This is a genomic window from Streptomyces sp. NBRC 109706 (genome assembly GCF_000974485.1).
Lineage (GTDB): Bacteria > Actinomycetota > Actinomycetes > Streptomycetales > Streptomycetaceae > Streptomyces.
In genome coordinates, this window is sequence record NZ_BBOM01000008.1 from 650,263 (window position 1) to 669,366 (window position 19,104).

At 68.9% G+C, this 19,104-nt stretch carries 1 protein-coding gene; it reads right to left on the bottom strand.

The features are described 5' to 3' along the window. Window positions 1-15: 15 nt before the first annotated feature. Window positions 16-19,104 (bottom strand): type I polyketide synthase (locus tag AOM46_RS35470; protein WP_062213696.1); only part of this gene is annotated, 19,089 nt, incomplete at its 5' end.

Genomic DNA, 19,104 nt, shown 5'->3' on the forward strand with positions numbered 1-19,104 from the left:
CGGGACAGGTGCCGATTACGCATCGCCCAGCTCCCGGTCGATGAACGCGAACAGGTCTTCGTTCGTCGCCTCGTCGAGAGCCTCGACGACCGAAGAGCCGGCGTCCTGCCCCACGCCGTCGTCGCCGTACTTCGAGACCAGGGACTCCAAACGCCGGACGAGCTTCGTCCGAGCCTCCGCGTCCTCGGTCCCCGCCAGCCCCGCCTCGATCTCCTGCAACTTGCCCAGGAGCAGATCCGTGGCGGCCACCTCCTGCCGGGGAAGCAACTCCTCGGCAAGGAACTCGACCAGCTTCGCCGAGGTCGGATAGTCGAACACCAGCGTCGCCGGCAGACGCAACCCGGTGACGGCCTGCAGCCGGTTGCGCAGCTCGACCGCCGTCAGCGAGTCGAAGCCCAGATCCTTGAACGCCTGCCGCTCACCGATCGCATCCGCCGACGCATGCCCGAGCACCTGGGCCACCTCGGCCAGAACAGTCTCCTGCAACAGCCGGATCCGGTCCTCGGACGCCAGACCCGCCAGCCGCCCCGGCAACCGCGGCTCCCCGCCCGCCACCTGGCTCGCCCGCCGGACGACGGCCGGAGCCAGACCACGCAGCAACGCCGGCACCGAGCCGCTGGAACCCCACGACCGCAACGCGCCCACGTCCAGCACCATCGCCACCACACCCGAACGGTCCCCACCCAGCGCCGCATCGAACAACGCCAGCCCCTGCTCGTTCGACAACCCGGGACCGAGCCGGGCCGTCCGCTCCCGCAGATGGCCGGTCATGCCACTGGCCTGCTCCCACATGCCCCAGCCCAGCGACAGACCCGGCAGCCCCTCCGCGCGGCGACGCGCGGCCAGACCGTCGAGGAACGCGTTCGCCGCCGCGTAGTTCGCCTGCCCCGGGGTGCCGAACGTCGCCGACACCGAGGAGTACAGAACAAAGAGCGCCAGATCCGCGTCGCGCGTCAGCTCGTCCAGATGGGCCGCCGCCGTCGCCTTCGCCCGCAGCACGCTGTTCAACCGGTCTGGGGTGAGAGCCGTGAACACCCCGTCGTCGAGCACACCGGCGGCATGGACCACACCGGTCAGGGGCGCGTCGGCGGGAATACCGTCGAGGACCGCCGCCAGAGCGTCACGGTCGGCCGCGTCACACGCCACGACCCGCGCATCCGCACCCGACGCCGCCAACTCGGCGGTCAGCTCCGCGGCCCCCGGAGCATCCGGGCCCTGACGCGACAACAACAACAGACGCCGCACCCCGTACTCGGCGACCAGATGCCGCGCCAACAGACCACCCAGGGTCCCCGTGCCACCGGTGATCAACACCGTGCCGTCCCGATCCGACAGCACAACCCGCTCCGCACCCGAAACCCTGGCCAGCCTGGGCACCAGTATCTGCCCGTCACGGATGGCCAACTGGGGTTCGGCGGTGACGAGCAGCGCCGCGAAACCTGGTTCGCCCGTCTCGTCGGCGGCCGGATCGACGTCCACCAACACGATCCGATCCGGATTCTCCGACTGCGCCGACCGCACAAGACCCCAGACGGCGGCGTTGACGACGTCGACGGGTTCGCCGGCGCCGTCCTGGCCTGCCGGGACGGCGCGACGGGTGACCACCGCCAGCCGGGAACCCGATGTCGTTTCGTCGGCCAGCCATTCCTGAACGCCCCGCAGAACATCGCCGAGCACCTGCTCCAACGGGCCGTCGCCAACCACCAACGTGGAGAGCCCGGCCTCGCTGGGCGGCCCATCGACCGCCGGGGACACGGCGGCCCAGTCGACGGCGAACAGCGCGTTGTCGGCACGCTCGGCCGACGGCAGCTGATCCGTAGAAACCGCGCGGGAAGCCAGCGAACGAATCACCGCGACCGGCTGCCCCGCGCCATCGGCCGCCCTGATGCGCACACTCTCGCCCTCGGGCACGATCGCCACCCGCAGAGCCGTCGCGCCGACCGCGAAGAGCTCCACGCCCGACCAGGCGAACGGCAACCGAGGCCCGGGCTCCGCGTCATCGCCGACGAGGAACCCCGACGGGTGGAGCGCGGCATCGAGCAAGGCGGGATGAATACCCAGCCTCTCCACCCCGTCCGCGCTGGGCAGCACCACCTCGGCGTAGACCGCCGCATCGTCACGCCAGGCCGCGCGCACCCCCTGGAACGCCGGCCCATAGCCGAGGCCGACCTGAGCCAGAGCCTCGTAGAACCCGTCGATATCCACCGAGACGGCCCCCTGCGGCGGCCACACGTCCAACTCGAAGTCACCGGCCCCCTGTTCGGACGCGGCGAGGAGACCCGACGCATGCAACACCCACTCATCGGTGCCCTCGGCACGGGCATGAACGAGGACCGGCCGATCACCCGCCCCGTCCGCATCGGCCACCCGAATCTGCACCCGCACCCCGCCGGACTCCGGCAATACCAGGGGCGTCCGGAGAACCAGCTCGCGGACCAGACCACAGCCCGCCTCCTGCCCGGCGCGCAACACCATCTCCACCAACGCCGCACCCGGAACCACAAGCCGACCCAGCACCCGGTGATCGGCCAGCCACGGTTGAGCGGCCACCGACAGCAGCCCCGTCAGAACAATCCCGTCACCATCGGCCAACGTCATCGCCGCGCCCAGCAGGGCGTGCTCGGCCCCCGTCAGGCCGACAGCCCCCAGGTCCCCGGCGCCAACCCTCGGCTGCGGCCAGTACCGCTCACGCTGGAACGCGTAGGTCGGCAACTCGACGGCGCGGCCGCCCCAGTTGGTGAAGACGGCCGGCCAGTTGACGTTGATGCCGGTGGTCCAGAGGCGGCTGAGTGCGGTGAGTGCGGTGTCGGTCTCGTCGCGGTCCTTGCGGAGGAGGGGGGTGAACACGCCTTCGGCAATGGTCTCTTGGGCCATTCCGGTCAGGACGGCGTCGGGGCCGATTTCGAGGTAACGGGTCACGCCCATGGTTTGGAGTGTGGTGACTCCGTCGGCGAAGCGGACCGTCCCACGGACCTGCTTCAGCCAGTATTCGGGTTGTTGTATCTGGCCGGGTTCGGCTATGGCTCCGGTGAGGTTGGAGATGATGGGGATGCGGGTGGGGTTGAACGTCAGGTTGTTCAGGACGGCGGCGAATTCGTCGAGCATGGGTTCCATCAGGGCTGAGTGGAACGCGTGCGACACCGTCAGAATGGTGAATCGCCGGTCTTGGTCGGCGCATTCGACGGCGTAGCGTTCGATAGCCCCAGCGTCCCCGGAGAGCACGATGGACTGTGGGCCGTTGATGGCGGCGGTGTCGAGGCCGGAGTGGGTGACGTCGGCTTCGGTGGCTTGGACGGCGAGCATTCCGCCGCCGCTCGGCAGCGCCTGCATCAACCTTCCGCGCTCCGCCACCAGGGTGCACGCATCATCCAACGACAGAACCCCGGCGATGTGGGCGGCGGTGATTTCGCCGAGGGAGTGGCCCAGCAGCACGTCGGGGATCACGCCCCAGGACTCCACCACGCGGTAGAGGGCGACTTCGAGGGCGAAGAGGCCGGCTTGGGCCCATAGCGTCTGGTCGAGGTCGGCCCCGTCGGTCAGGACCTCATGCAGGGGGCGTTCCAGGTGCGTGTCGAGGCGTGCGCAGATCGTGTCGAAGGCTTCGGCGTAGACCGGGAACGCCTCATACAACTCCTGTCCCATACCGGGGCGTTGCGCACCCTGCCCCGTGAAGAGGAATGCGGTGCGGCCTTCGGTTACCGTGCCTGTCGCGAGGATGTCTGTGGTGTCGGTGAGGACGATTCGGTGTTCCAGGGCGGCTCGTGTGGTGGCGAGTGAGAAGCCGATGTCGATCGCGTTCGACTGGGGTCGTTCGGCGAGGAAGGTTTGTAGTCGTGTGACCTGTGCTTGGAGTGCGGTTTGGGTTTTGGCGGATATGGGCCAGGGCACCAGGCCGGGGGCTTGCCGGGTCGTGCGTGGGGTGTGTGGTTTGGGTGTGGGGGCTTGTTCGAGGATGACGTGGGCGTTGGTGCCGCTGATGCCGAAGGAGGAGACGGCTGCGCGGCGGGGTCGGTCGGTTTGGGGCCATTCTCGTGGGTGGGTGAGGAGTTTTACCGCGCCGGCTGACCAGTCGATCTGGGGTGAGGGTTCGTCCACGTGCAGGGTTGCCGGGAGTATGCCGTGTCGCATGGACATGACCATTTTGATGATGCCGGCGGCTCCGGCGGCTGCTTGGGTGTGGCCGATGTTGGATTTGATCGAGCCCAGCCACAGGGGTTCGTCGTTTTGGGCGCGGTGTTGGCCGTAGGTGGCGATGAGTGCTTGGGCTTCGATGGGGTCGCCCAGGCGGGTGCCGGTGCCGTGGGCTTCGACGATGTCGATGTCGGCGGCGGTGAGGTGGGCGTTGGCGAGGGCTTGTTGGATGACGCGTTGTTGGGAGGGTCCGTTGGGGGCGGTCAGTCCGTTGGAGGCGCCGTCTTGGTTGACGGAGGTGCCGCGGACGATGGCGAGGATGGGGTGGTTGTTGCGTTGGGCGTCGGCCAGGCGTTCGACGACCAGGATGGCTGCGCCTTCGGACCAGCCGGTGCCGTCGGCTGCGGCGGCGAAGGATTTGCAGCGGCCGTCGGCGGCGAGTCCGCCTTGGCGGGCGAAGTCGACGAAGACTCCTGGGGTGGACAGCACGGTCACGCCGCCGGCCACCGCCAGGTCGCATTCGCCCGACCGTAGTGCCTGTGAGGCCAGGTGGAGGGCGACCAGGGAGGAGGAGCAGGCGGTGTCGACGGTGACGGCGGGGCCTTCGAGGCCGAAGGTGTAGGCGGCGCGTCCGGACAGGACGCTGCCGGCGTTGCCGGTGCCCAGGAACGCTTCCACTCCTTCGGGGACGGTGCCGAGGCTTTGGGCGTAGTCGTGGTACATCACCCCGGCGTAGACGCCGGTCGCGGAGCCGCGTAGGGAGTGGGGGTCGAGGCCGGCGGATTCGAAGGCTTCCCAGACGCTTTCCAGGAGGAGGCGTTGTTGTGGGTCCATGGCCAGGGCCTCACGCGGGGAGATCCCGAACATCGCGGCGTCGAACTCGCCCGCGCCGGTGACAAAGCCACCCACGCCGGAGACCTCGCTCCAGGCCACCTCCCACCCACGGTCATCGGGAAAGTCCGTGATCCCGTCCCGACCCGCCATGACCAGATCCCACAACCCAGCCGGCGAAACCACACCACCCGGCAGACGACACGACATCCCCACAATCGCGATCGGCTCATCCACCCCCACTGAACGTGCGGGGGCGACGGGGACCGGCCGGTCCGCTTCCGACAACAGGCTGACCAGGTGGTCCACCAGCACCTGAACGTTCGGGTAGTCGAACACCAGCGTCGCGGGCAGCCGCAGCCCGGCAACCGTGTTGAGACGGTTGCGGAACTCCACCGCGGTCAACGAATCAAAACCCAGGTCCTTGAACGCCTGCCGCTCGCTGATGGCGTCCGCCGACGCATGCCCCAACACCCGCGCCACCTCCGCCAACACCATGTTCTGCAACAGTGCGCGTTGTTCGGCCGGTGACAGGCCGGCCAACTGCCGCAGCAGTTGTGGTTCGCCTTCGGCGGCGCGTCCGGCGCGCCGGATGACGGTGGTCGGAACGAAGCCGCGTAGCAGCGCCGGGATCGGGCTGCTGGTGGGGTTCCAGGAGCGGAGGGCGCTCACATCCAGCTGCATGGGCACGACGGTGGCCCGGTCCACGCCCAAGGCGGCATCGAACAGGGCCAGCCCCTGCTCGTCCGACAACCCGGAGCCAAGACGAGACGCACGATCCTGCAGATGCCCCGTCATCCCGCTGGCCCGCTCCCACAATCCCCAGCCGAGGGAGAGTGCGGGGAGTCCTTCGGCGCGGCGGCGGGTGGCCAGACCGTCCAGGAAGGCGTTGGCGGCCGCGTAGTTGCCCTGCCCCGGGGTGCCAAGGGTCGCGGAGACGGAGGAGTAGAGCACAAACATCGACAGATCGACGTCGCGGGTGAGTTCGTCCAGGTTGACGGCGGCGGTGGCCTTCGCCCGCAACACCGTCTCCAGACGCTCCTGCGTCAACGCCGTGAAGACGCCGTCGTCCAACACACCCGCAGCGTGAACGACACCGGTCAACGGAGCGTCCACCGGCACCTCCCGCGCCAGCACCGCCGCCAGAGCGTCACGGTCGGCGGCATCACACGCCACAACCCGCACATCCGCGCCCAACGCGCCGAGTTCGGCGGTAAGGTCCCCAACCCCCGCAGCATCCGAACCCCGACGGGACAACAACAACAGGTGACGGACGCCGTGTTCGGTCACCAGGTGCCGGGCCAACAGACCGCCCAGTGTCCCGGTGCCTCCGGTGATCAACACGGTGCCGTTCGGATCCGGCGCCACCGTTGACTCGGCGGTCGTCGTCGCTCGGACCAGCCGGGGGACGAGTATGTGCCCGTTGCGGATGGCGATCCCTGGCTCGTCCACCGCAGGGAGCAGCGCCAGGTCGACGTCCTCCGTGGCTGCCGGATCGTTGTCGACGAGGGTGATGCGGTCGGGGTGTTCCGACTGGGCGGAGCGGATCAGGCCCCACACCGCCGCGCCAACCGGATCAACCACGTCATGGGGTGCGGCTGGGACCGCGCCTCGGGTTATCACGGCCAGACGGGTCGGGGCGGATGTCTCGTCCGCCAGCCATTCCTGTACGCCGCGCAGTACGTCGCCGAGCACCTGCTCCAGTGGGCCTTCGCCGGCTGTGAGGGTGGTGAGGTCGGTTGGTTGGGTCTGGGGGGTTGTGGTGAGGGTGGTCCAGTCGATGGCGAAGAGCGCGTCGTCGGTGGGTTCAGTTGGGGTGAGTTGGTCCGCCGATATCGTGCGGGACATCAACGAGCGTATGCGTGCGACTGGTTGGCCGAGGCCGTCGGCCGCCCGCACCTGGACGCCTTCGCCCTCGGGGACGATCGCCACCCGCAACGCCGTCGCGCCGACCGCGAAGAGCTCCACGCCCGACCAGGCGAACGGCAACCGAGGCCCGGAAGCTTCGTCGTCGCCGGCCAGCAGGCCGGTGGGATGCAAGGCGCTGTCCAGGAGCGCGGGATGGATGCCCAGCCCTTCGACCCCGTCCGTGTTGGGCAGCGTGACGTCGGCATAGATGCCGGACTCGTCGCGCCAGGCCGCTTGCACACCCTGGAACATCGGGCCGTAGGCGAAGCCGGCGCCGGTCAACGCCTCGTAGAAACCGGACAGTTCCACCGGTAGAGCGTCTTGCGGCGGCCATACGGCCAGATCGAAATCGGGTGCCTGGAGTTCGGATGCGGCGAGGAAACCGGAAGCGTGCAGGGCCCATTCGTCCGAGCCCTCGGCGCGGGCGTGGATGTGGATGGTGCGGTCGCCCGCCGCGTCCGGGGCCTCGACCCGCACCTGAACCTGCGCCGCGCCCGACTCCGGCAGCACCAACGGCGACTGCAACACCAACTCGCGGACCAGACCGCAGCCAACCTCCTGGCCGGCCCGCAACGCCATCTCCACCAACGCCGTGCCGGGGACGACGATTTGGCCCAGCACGACATGGTCGGCCAGCCACGGCTGCCCGCCGGTCGACAACCGACCGGTCAGCAGCACCGCATCGCCCTCGGCAAGCGCCACCGCCGCACCCAGCAACGCATGCCGGGCACCCGCCAGACCTACGGCACCCAGGTCCCCGGCCCCCAACTGGTGCTGGGGCCAGTACCGTTCGCGTTGGAAGGCATAGGTCGGTAGCTCGACAACCCGGCCGCCCCAACCGTCGAACAGCGCTGGCCAGTTGACGTTGATGCCGGTGGTCCAGAGGCGGCTGATGGCGGTGAGTGCGGTGTCGGTTTCGTCGCGGTCCTTGCGGAGGAGGGTGGCGAAGGTCGCGTCGGTGACGGTGGTCTCCTGGGCCATGCCGGACAGGACTCCGTCGGGGCCCAGTTCGAGGTAGCGGGTCACGTTCATGGCTTCGAGCGCGGTGACGCCGTCGGCGAAGCGGACGGTTTGGCGGACCTGTTGGAGCCAGTAGTCGGGCTGTTGTATCTGGCCTGGTTCGGCTGTGGTGCCGGTCAGGTTGGAGACGATCGGGATGCGGGCGGGGTTGAACGTCAACCCGGCCAGGACCGAAGCGAATTCCTCCAGCATCGGTTCCATCAGGGCGGAGTGGAACGCGTGCGAGACGGTCAGGATGGTGAACCGCCAGCCGCGCTGGGCGCATTCGGCGGCGTAGCGCTCGATGGCGTCGCTGCTGCCGGAAAGCACCACGGCGTTCGGACCGTTCACCGCCGCAACGTCAAGCCCTGAATCGGCGACATCGGCCTCGGTGGCCTGGACGGCGAGCATTCCGCCGCCGGTCGGCAGGGCCTGCATCAGGCGTCCGCGCTCCGCGACCAGTACGCACGCGTCGTCGAGATCGAGGACTCCGGCGACATGGGCGGCGACGATCTCGCCCAACGAGTGGCCCAGCAGCACATCGGGGACCAGGCCCCAGGATTCCACCAGGCGGTAGAGGGCGACTTCGAGGGCGAAGAGGCCGGCCTGGGCCCATCCCGTCTGGTCCAGATCGGCGCCGTCGGTCAGGACTTCGCGCAGCGGTCGTTCCAGCCGCGTATCCAGCCGGGCGCAGACCGCGTCGAAGGCTTCGGCGTAGACGGGGAAGGTCTCGTACAACCCCAGGCCCATGCCGGCGCGTTGCGCACCCTGGCCGGTGAACAGGAACGCGGTCCGCCCCTCGGCCGCGATGCCTGCGGCCAGCTCCTCATCGCCGTGAAGAATTGCGCGATGCTCAAGCCCGGCCCTGGTCGTGGCCAGTGACCAGCCGATGTCGACCGGCTCCAAGGCGGGACGTTCGGCCACGAAGGAGCGTAGTCGATCGACCTGCGCCCGTAGCGCGGCCTCGGTCTTGGCCGATACCACCCATGGGAGTAGCCCGGGGGCTTGTCGCGTTGCGATGGTCGCGATGGGTTCGGGCTCGGGTTCGGGGGCTTGTTCCAGGATGACGTGGGCGTTGGTGCCGCTGATGCCGAAGGCGGAGACGGCCGCGCGGCGGGGGCGGTCGACGTCAGGCCATTGGCGTGCCTCGGTGAGTAGCTTCACCGCGCCCTCGGACCAGTCGATCTGGGGGGAGGGTTCGTCCACATGCAGGGTCGCCGGGAGTACGCCGTGGCGCATGGCCATGACCATCTTGATCAGGCCGGCGACGCCGGCGGCCGCCTGGGTGTGGCCGATGTTGGATTTGATCGAGCCCAGCCACAGCGGACTGTTTTGGTCCCGGTCTTGGCCGTAGGTGGCGATGAGTGCTTGGGCTTCGATGGGGTCGCCGAGGCGGGTGCCGGTGCCGTGCGCTTCGACGGTGTCGATGTCGGCACTGGTGAGGTGGGCGTTGGCCAGGGCTTGGCGGATGACACGCTGCTGGGAGGGTCCGTTGGGGGCGGTGAGGCCGTTGGAGGCGCCGTCCTGGTTGACGGCGCTGCCGCGCACCACGGCCAGTACCTGGTGTCCGTTGCGTTGGGCGTCGGAGAGTCGTTCGACGAGGAGGAGGCCGACGCCTTCGGACCAGCCGGTGCCGTCGGCTGCGGCGGCGAAGGATTTGCAGCGGCCGTCGGAGGCGAGGCCGTCCTGGCGGTCGAATTCGGCGAAGGCGCCTGGGGTGACCATCACGGTGACGCCGCCGGCTAGTGCCAGGTCGCATTCGCCCGAGCGCAGGGCTTGGGCGGCTAGGTGGAGGGCGACGAGGGAGGAGGAGCAGGCGGTGTCGACGGTGACGGCTGGGCCTTCGAGGCCGAATGTGTAGGCGAGGCGGCCGGAGATCACACTGTTCGCGGTGCCGGAGAGTAGATGTCCCTCGGCGCCGGCGACGCCGTTGTTGCCGTATCCCGATGAGGAGGCGCCGGCGAAGACGCCGATGCTCCGGCCTCGGAGTGAGCGGGGGTTCATTCCGGCGGTTTCGAGGGTTTCCCAGGCCGTTTCCAGGAGCAGCCGTTGCTGCGGATCCATGGCCAGGGCCTCACGCGGCGAGATTCCGAACAGATCGGCGTCGAACTTGTCCGCGTCCTCGACGAATCCGCCCAAGGCCGCCACACCATCGGGTATCTCGTTGGACCAGCCACGGTCGGTCGGGAAGGGCGTGATGCCGTCCGTTGCGCTCTCGACCAGGTCCCAGAGCTGTTCGGGTGAGGTGACTCCGCCGGGGTAGCGGCAGGCCATGCCGACGATCGCGATCGGCTCATCCACCACCGTGCCGGTGGCCAACACCGGTAGTGCGGCGCCCTGTTGAACAACATCCTCGACCAGTTCCGACAACAGATGGTCGGCCAGCACCGCTGGGCTCGGATAGTCGAAGACCAGTGTTGCGGACAGCGACAACCCCGTCTGGCGCGTTAGCAGGTTGCGGAGTTCGACGGCCATCAGGGAGTCGAAGCCGAGGTCCCGGAAGGCGCGTGCGGGGTCGATGGCGTCCGCGCCCGCCGTGTGTCCCAACACCTGGGCGGCCTGGTCGCGCACCAGGTCCAGCACCAACGGGTGCCGCTCCGCGACGGTGGCGGTGATAAGCCGCTGACGCAGTTCCGACTCGGCATCGCCACCCGGCGCGGTGGTGTCGAGTGCGTTCGCCGCCTCCGGGAGGTCGGACAGCAGTGGGCTGGGCCGCACCGAGGTGAAGGCCGGTGCGAACACCGACCAGTCGACGTCGGCGACCGTCACGCACGATTCCTGACCGTCGACGGCCTGGGCCAAGGCCCGGATCGCCAGGGCGGGGTCCATCGGGATGAGGCCACGCCGGCGTAGGGCGGCTTCGGCTTCGCCTTGTGCCGCCATGCCGCCGCCGGCCCAGGGGCCCCAGGCCACCGCCGTGCCGGGCAGGCCGCGGTCGTGGCGGTGCTGTACCCAGGCGTCGAGGAAGGTGTTCCCGGCGGCGTAGGCGCCTTGGGTGCCGCTGCCCCAGGTCGCGGAAATCGACGAGAACACCACGAACAGATCGAGGGGGAGATCCCGGGTGAGTTCGTCCAGGTGCCTGGTCCCGTCGACCTTGGGCCGCAGCACGTCGGCCACGGCCTCGGTGGTGGTCCATGCCAGCGCTTCGGGGTTGTCGACCCCGGCAGCGTGCACCACACCCGTCAGCTCCGGAACACCCGCGATCACCTCGGCCAGGGCGTCGCGGTCGGCCACATCGCAGGCCACGACCGTGGTGCGGGCGCCGAGTTCGGCCAGTTCCTCGACCAGGCCCTCCGGCGCGATGCCGCCACGGCTGGTGAGCACCAGATGTGGCACACCGCGTCCCGCGAGCCAGCGGGCGACTTCCGCGCCCAACGCGCCCGTGCCACCGGTGACCAACACCGATCCCGAAGGCCCCCAGCCCGCGCCCGCCACGGCCGCCGGCACCGCCCGCACCAACCGTCGGCCGTAGACGCCGGAGTTGCGTACCGCGATCTGGTCCTCGCCGCCGCCGTCGCTGGCCAGGATCCCGGCGAGTCGGGCACCCGCTCGGGTGTCCAACACGGCGGGGATGTCGACCAACCCGCCCCAGCGCTGCGGGAGTTCCAGGGCCGCGACGCGACCCAGACCCCACACCGTGGCCAGCTCCGGGTTTGTCAGTCGGTCGGAGCGGCCGATGGCTTGGGCGCCTCGGGTGAGGACCCAGAGGGGTGCCGGGACGTCGGAGAGAGTCTGGATGGTGGTGAGGGTGTCGGTCCAGTTTTCGGGGGTGAGGATGATGCCGGCTGTGTCGGGGAGTTGGGCGATTTCGTGGATGGGGAGGTTGACGACGGTGGCGCCTGCGGTGGCGAGGGCGGTGGAGATGTCCTCGTCCTCGGTTCCGGCGATCACCCAGGTGCCGGAGAGGGCCGGTGCGGGGAGGTCGGTCAGTGGTTGCCAGGTGATGCGGTAGCGCCAGGAGTCGAGTGTGGAGCGTTCCTGGTGCCGCTGGCGCCAGGCGGACAGCGCGGGCAACGCGGACTCAAGCCCGGCCAGTTCCTCCAGGTCACCGCGCTCCACCGCGTCCCAGAACGCGGAGTCCACCAGCCCCTCGCCCGCTTCAGACTCTGCGGAGGGCTGGGGCCAGTACCGTTCCCGCTGGAAGGCATACGTCGGCAGCTCAACAACCCGCCCACCCCAGCCGGCGAACACACCCGACCAGTCGACCTCGACGCCCACCGTCCACAGGCGGCTGATCGCGGTCAGGGCGGTGTCGGTCTCGTCCCGGTCCTTGCGAAGGAGGGGGACGAACGTGGCGTCGGCGACGGTCTCTTGCGCCATGCCGGAGAGCACGCCATCGGGGCCCAGTTCGAGGTAGCGGGTCACGCCCATGGCTTCGAGCGCGGTGACGGCGTCGGCGAAGCGGACGGTTTCACGGACCTGCTTGAGCCAGTATTCCGGCTCCTGCAACAACCCCGGCTCGGCGACCGCCCCGGTCAGGTTCGAAACGATCGGGATGCGGGCGGGGTTGAACGTCAACCCGGCCAGAACGGTGGCGAATTCGTCCAGCATTGGTTCCATCAGGGCTGAGTGGAACGCATGTGACACCGACAGGACATTGAACCGCCAGCCGCGCTCCCCACACTCCGCCGCGTATCGCTCGATCGCCGCGACATCCCCGGACAACACCACGGACCGGGGCCCGTTCACCGCCGCAATATCCAAACCGGAGTCGGCGACATCGTCCTCAGTCGCCTGGACGGCGAGCATTCCGCCGCCGGTCGGCAGGGCCTGCATCAACCGCCCGCGCTCCGCGACCAGTACGCACGCATCGTCCAGATCGAGAACCCCCGCGACATGCGCGGCGCTGATCTCACCCAGGGAGTGGCCCAGCAGCACATCGGGGACCAGGCCCCAGGATTCCACCAGGCGGTAGGCGGCGACTTCGAGGGCGAAGAGGCCGGCCTGGGCCCATCCCGTCTGGTCCAGATCGATGCCGTCGGTCAGGACTTCGCGCAGCGGACGTTCCAGTCGCATGTCCAGCCGGGCGCAGACCGCGTCGAAGGCTTCGGCGTAGACGGGGAAGGTCTCGTACAACCCCAGGCCCATGCCGGCGCGTTGCGCACCCTGGCCGGTGAACAGGAACGCGGTCCGGCCCTCGCTGGCCGTGCCCGTGGCGAGCACATCCCCATCAGCGGCCAGGACGACCCGATGCTCCAACGCGGCCCGCGTCGTGGCCAGCGACCACCCGACGTCCACCGCGTCCAACTCCGGCCGTTCACCAACGAAGGACCGCAGCCGCGCGACCTGCGCCTGGAGTGTGCTGCCGGACCTGGCCGATACCACCCAGGGGAGTAGCCCGGGGCTTTGTCGCGTTGCGATGGTCGCGATGGGTTCGGGCTCAGGTTCGGGGGCTTGTTCCAGGATGACGTGGGCGTTGGTGCCGCTGATGCCGAAGGCGGAGACGGCCGCGCGGCGCGGGCGGTCGACCTTGGGCCATTCCCGTGCCTCGGTGAGCAATGCGACCGCGCCGGTCGACCAGTCGACCGCCGGCGAGGGCTCGTCCACATGCAGGGTCGCCGGGAGTACGCCGTGGCGCATGGCCATGACCATCTTGATCAGGCCGGCGACGCCGGCCGCCGCCTGCGTATGACCGATGTTGGATTTGATCGAGCCCAGCCACAGCGGACTGTTTTGGTCCCGGTCTTGGCCGTAGGTGGCCAGCAATGCCTGGGCTTCGATGGGGTCGCCGAGGCGGGTGCCGGTGCCGTGCGCTTCGACGGTGTCGATGTCGGTGCCGGTGAGGTGGGCGTTGGCCAGGGCTTGGCGGATGACGCGTTGCTGGGAGGGTCCGTTGGGGGCGGTGAGGCCGTTGGAGGCGCCGTCCTGGTTGACGGCGCTGCCGCGCACCACGGCCAGTACCTGGTGTCCGTTGCGTTGGGCGTCGGAGAGTCGTTCGACGAGGAGGAGGCCGACGCCTTCGGCCCAGCCGGTGCCGTCGGCTGCGGCGGCGAAGGATTTGCAGCGGCCGTCGGAGGCGAGGCCGTCCTGGCGGTCGAATTCGGCGAAGGCGCCTGGGGTGACCATCACGGTGACGCCGCCGGCTAGTGCCAGGTCGCATTCGCCCGAGCGCAGGGCTTGGGCGGCTAGGTGGAGGGCGACGAGGGAGGAGGAGCAGGCGGTGTCGACGGTGACGGCTGGGCCTTCGAGGCCGAAGGTGTAGGCGATGCGGCCGGAGATCACGCTGTTCGCGGTGCCGGAGAGTAGATGTCCCTCGGCGCCGGCGACGCCGTTGTTGCCGTATCCCGATGAGGAGGCGCCGGCGAAGACGCCGATGCTCCGGCCTCGGAGTGAGCGGGGGTTCATTCCGGCGGTTTCGAGGGTTTCCCAGGCCGTTTCCAGGAGCAGCCGTTGCTGCGGATCCATGGCCAGGGCCTCACGCGGCGAGATTCCGAACAGATCGGCGTCGAACTTGTCCGCGTCCTGGACGAATCCGCCCAAGGCCGCCACACCATCGGGAACCGTACTTGGCCAGCCGCGATCGGCCGGGAACGGTGTGATGCCGTCCGTTGCGCTCTCGACCAGGTCCCAGAGCTGTTCGGGTGAGGTGACTCCGCCGGGGTAGCGGCAGGCCATGCCGACGATCGCGATCGGCTCATCCACCACCGTGCCGGTGGCCAACACCGGTAGCGCGGGGCCCTGTTGGACAACATCCTCGACCAGTTCCGACAACAGATGGTCGGCCAGCACCGCTGGGCTCGGATAGTCGAAGACCAACGTGGCCGCGAGAGGCAACCCCGTGTGGGCGGTCAGCAGATTGCGGAGTTCGACGGCCATCAGGGAATCGAAGCCGAGGTCCCGGAACGCCCGATCGGATTCGACCGCTTCCGCGCCCGCCGTGTGTCCCAACACCTGCGCGGCCTGGTCGCGCACCAGGTCCAGCACCATCTGACGCCGCTCCGCAGTCGCGGTGTCCGCCAACCGCTGGCGCAACCCCGATGCGGAATCACCGCTCGGTGCGGTGGTCTTGAGCGCGTCCTTCGCCTCCGGGAGATCTGAGAGGAGCGCGCTGGCACGCACTGAGGTGAAGGCCGGTGCGAACACCGACCAGTCGACGTCGGCGACCGTCACGCACGATTCCTGACCGTCGACGGCCTGGGCCAAGGCCCGGATCGCCAGGGCGGGGTCCATCGGTGCCAGCCCGCGCCGACGCAGCGCCTGTGCTGCCTCGCCCCGCGTCGCTATACCGCCGCCGGCCCAGGGGCCCCAGGCCACTGAGGTGCCGGGCAGGCCGCGGTCGTGGCGGTGCTGTACCCAGGCGTCGAGGAAGGTGTTTCCGGCGGCGTAGGCGCCTTGGGTGCCGCTGCCCCAGGTGGCGGAGATGGAGGAGAACACCACAAAGAGGTCGAGTGGTAGCTCTGCCGTCAGTTCGTCCAGGTGTCTTGTTCCGTCGACCTTGGGGCTGAGTACGTTGGCTACGGCTTCGGTGGTGGTCCATGCGAGCGCTGCGGGTTCGTCGACTCCGGCGGCGTGGACGATTCCCGTTAGGTTCGGGATCTCGGCGATGACGGTGGCCAGGGCGTCGCGGTCGGCTACATCGCAGGCCACGACTGTGGTGCGGGCGCCGAGTTCGGCCAGTTCCTCAACCAGCCCCTCCGGCGCGATGCCGCCACGGCTGGTGAGCACCAGATGTGGCACTCCGCGTCCGGCGAGCCAGCGGGCGACTTCCGTGCCCAACGCGCCGGTGCCGCCGGTGACCAGCACGGTGCCGGAGGGCTGCCATCCCGTGCCGGTGACGGGCGCCGGTACTGCCCGCACTAGGCGTCGGCCGTAGACGCCGGAGTTGCGTATGGCGATCTGGTCTTCGCCGTCGCTGTCGCTGGCCAGGATGCTGGCGAGTCGGGCGCCAGCTCGGGTGTCCAACACGGCGGGGATGTCGACCAACCCGCCCCAGCGCTGCGGGTGTTCCAGGGCCGCGACGCGTCCCAGTCCCCACACCGTGGCCAGCTCCGGGTTTGTCAGTCGGTCGGAGCGGCCGATGGCTTGGGCGCCTCGGGTGAGGACCCAGAGGGGTGCCGGGACGTCGGGGAGAGTCTGGATGGTGGTGAGGGTGTCGGTCCAGTTTTCGGGGGTGAGGATGATGCCGGCTGTGTCGGGGAGTTGGGCGATTTCGTGGATGGGGAGGTTGACGACGGTGGCGCCTGCGGTGGCGAGGGCGGTGGAGATGTCCTCGTCCTCGGTTCCGGCGATCACCCAGGTGCCGGAGAGGGCCGGTGCGGGGAGGTCGGTCAGTGGTTGCCAGGTGATGCGGTAGCGCCAGGAGTCGAGTGTGGAGCGTTCCTGGTGCCGCTGGCGCCAGGCGGACAGCGCGGGCAACGCGGACTCAAGCCCGGCCAGTTCCTCCAGGTCACCGCGCTCCACCGCGTCCCAGAACGCGGAGTCCACCAGCCCCTCGCCCGCTTCAGACTCTGCGGAGGGCTGGGGCCAGTACCGTTCCCGCTGGAAGGCATACGTCGGCAGCTCAACAACCCGCCCACCCCAGCCGGCGAACACACCCGACCAGTCGACCTCGACGCCCACCGTCCACAGGCGGCTGATCGCGGTCACGGCGGTGTCGGTCTCGTCCCGGTCCTTGCGCAACAACGGGACGAACGTGCCCTCCGCAACGGTCTCCTGGGCCATGCCGGAGAGCACCCCGTCGGGGCCCAGTTCGAGGTATCGCGTGACGCCCATTGCTTCCAGCGCCGTAGCACCGTCGGCGAAGCGGACGGTTTCACGGACCTGCTTGAGCCAGTACTCCGGTTCCTGCAACAGCCCCGGCTCGGCCACCGCACCGGTCAGGTTCGAAACGATCGGGATGCGGGCGGGGTTGAACGTCAACCCGGCCAGAACAGTGGCGAATTCGTCCAGCATCGGCTCCATCAACGCCGAATGGAACGCATGCGACACCGACAGGATATTGAACCGCCAGCCGCGCTCCCCACATTCCGCCGCATACCGCTCGATCGCCGCGACATCCCCGGACAACACCACGGACCGGGGACCGTTCACCGCCGCAATATCCAAACCGGAGTTGGCGACATCCGCCTCGCTCGCCTGGACCGCCAGCATTCCACCACCCGACGGCAGCGCCTGCATCAACCGACCGCGCTCCGCCACCAACACACACGCGTCATCCAGATCAAGAACCCCCGCAACATGCGCCGCGACGATCTCACCCAACGAGTGCCCCAACAACACATCCGGCGTGACACCCCAGGACTCCACCAACCGAAACAGCGCCACCTCAAGAGCGAACAACCCCGCCTGCGCCCAGCCCGTCTGATCCAGGTCAATGCCGTCGGTCAGGATCTCGCGGAGGGGGTGTTCCAGTCGTGCGTCGAGGCGTTCGCAGATCGCGTCGAAGGCTTCGGCGTAGACGGGGAAGGTCTCGTACAACCCCTGTCCCATGCCGGCGCGTTGCGAGCCCTGCCCCGTGAAGAGGAACGCGGTCCGGCCCTCGCCGGCCGTGCCCGTGGCGAGCACATCCCCATCAGCGGCCAGGACGACCCGATGCTCCAACGCGGCCCGCGTCGTGGCCAGCGACCAGCCGACGTCCACCGGGTCCAACTCCGGCCGTTCACCAACGAAGGACCGCAGCCGTGCGACCTGTGCCCGTAGCGCGCCTTCGGTCTTTGCCGATACCAGCCACGGCACCAGCCCTGGTGCCGGTGAGACCACGCTTCGGGGCGTCGGCTCCGAATTCGGTGCTTGTTCGAGGATGACGTGGGCGTTGGTGCCGCTGATGCCGAAGGAGGAGACGGCTGCGCGGCGGGGTCGGTCGGTTTGGGGCCATTCTTGTGGTTCGGTGAGGAGTTTTACCGTGCCGGCTGACCAGTCGATCTGGGGTGAGGGTTCGTCCACGTGCAGGGTTGCCGGGAGTATGCCGTGGCGCATGGCCATGACCATTTTGATCAGGCCGGCGACGCCTGCTGCGGATTGGGTGTGGCCGATGTTGGATTTGATGGAGCCGAGCCACAGCGGACTGTTATTGTCCCGGTTTTGGCCGTAGGTGGCGATGAGTGCTTGGGCTTCGATGGGGTCGCCGAGGCGGGTGCCGGTGCCGTGGGCTTCGACGGTGTCGATGTCGGTGGGGGTGAGGTGGGCGTTGGTGAGGGCTTGTTGGATGACGCGTTGTTGGGAGGGTCCGTTGGGGGCGGTGAGGCCGTTGGAGGCGCCGTCTTGGTTGATGGCGCTGCCGCGTATTACCGCGAGTATGTGGTGTCCGTTGCGTTGGGCGTCGGTGAGTCGTTCTAGGAGGAGGAGTCCGGCGCCTTCGGACCAGCCGGTGCCGTCGGCTGCGGCGGCGAAGGGTTTGCAGTGGCCGTCGGTGGCGAGGCCGTCTTGGCGGTTGAATTCGGCGAATATGCCGGGGGTGGTCATGACGGTGACGCCGCCGGTGAGGGCTAGGTCGCATTCGCCGGTGTGGAGGGCTTGGGTGGCCCAGTGGAGTGCGACGAGGGAGGAGGAGCAGGCGGTGTCGATGGTGATGGCGGGGCCTTGGAGGCCGAAGGTGTAGGCGATGCGGCCGGAGATGATGCTGGGGGCGTTGCCGGTAAGGAGGTGGCCGTCGGAGGTTTCGGGGAGTTGGGTGCCGGTGCCGTAGGTGGAGGTGGAGGATCCGATGTAGACGCCGGTTTGGGTTCCTTGGATGTGTGTGGGGGTGATTCCGGCGGTTTCGAGGGTTTCCCATGCGGTTTCGAGCAGTAGTCGTTGCTGGGGGTCCATGGCGAGGGCTTCGCGGGGGCTGATGCCGAAGAGGGTGGCGTCGAATTGGTCTGCGTTGTGGACGAAGCCGCCGAGGTGGGTGTTGTCGGTTTGGGTGAGGGTGTTGGGCCAGCCTCGGTTGGTGGGGAAGGGGGTCATGCCGTCGGTTTGGTTGGCGACGAGGTTCCAGAGTTGTTCGGGTGTGGTGACGTTGCCGGGGAAGCGGCAGGCCATGCCGATGATGGCGATGGGTTCGTTGTGTTGTGTTGTGTTGGTGGGGGTGGGGCGGGATGTGTTTGGGGTGGTGTTGGGTGTTTGGAGGAGTTGTGAGAGGAGGTGGTTGGTGAGGGTGGTGGGGTTGGGGTAGTCGAAGGCGAGGGTGGCGGGGAGGCGTAGTCCGGTGGTGGTGTTGAGTCGGTTGCGTAGTTCGACGGTGGTGAGGGAGTCGAAGCCGAGGTCTTTGAAGGTTTGGTGTTCGCCGATGGCGTCGGTGGTGGTGTGGCCGAGGAC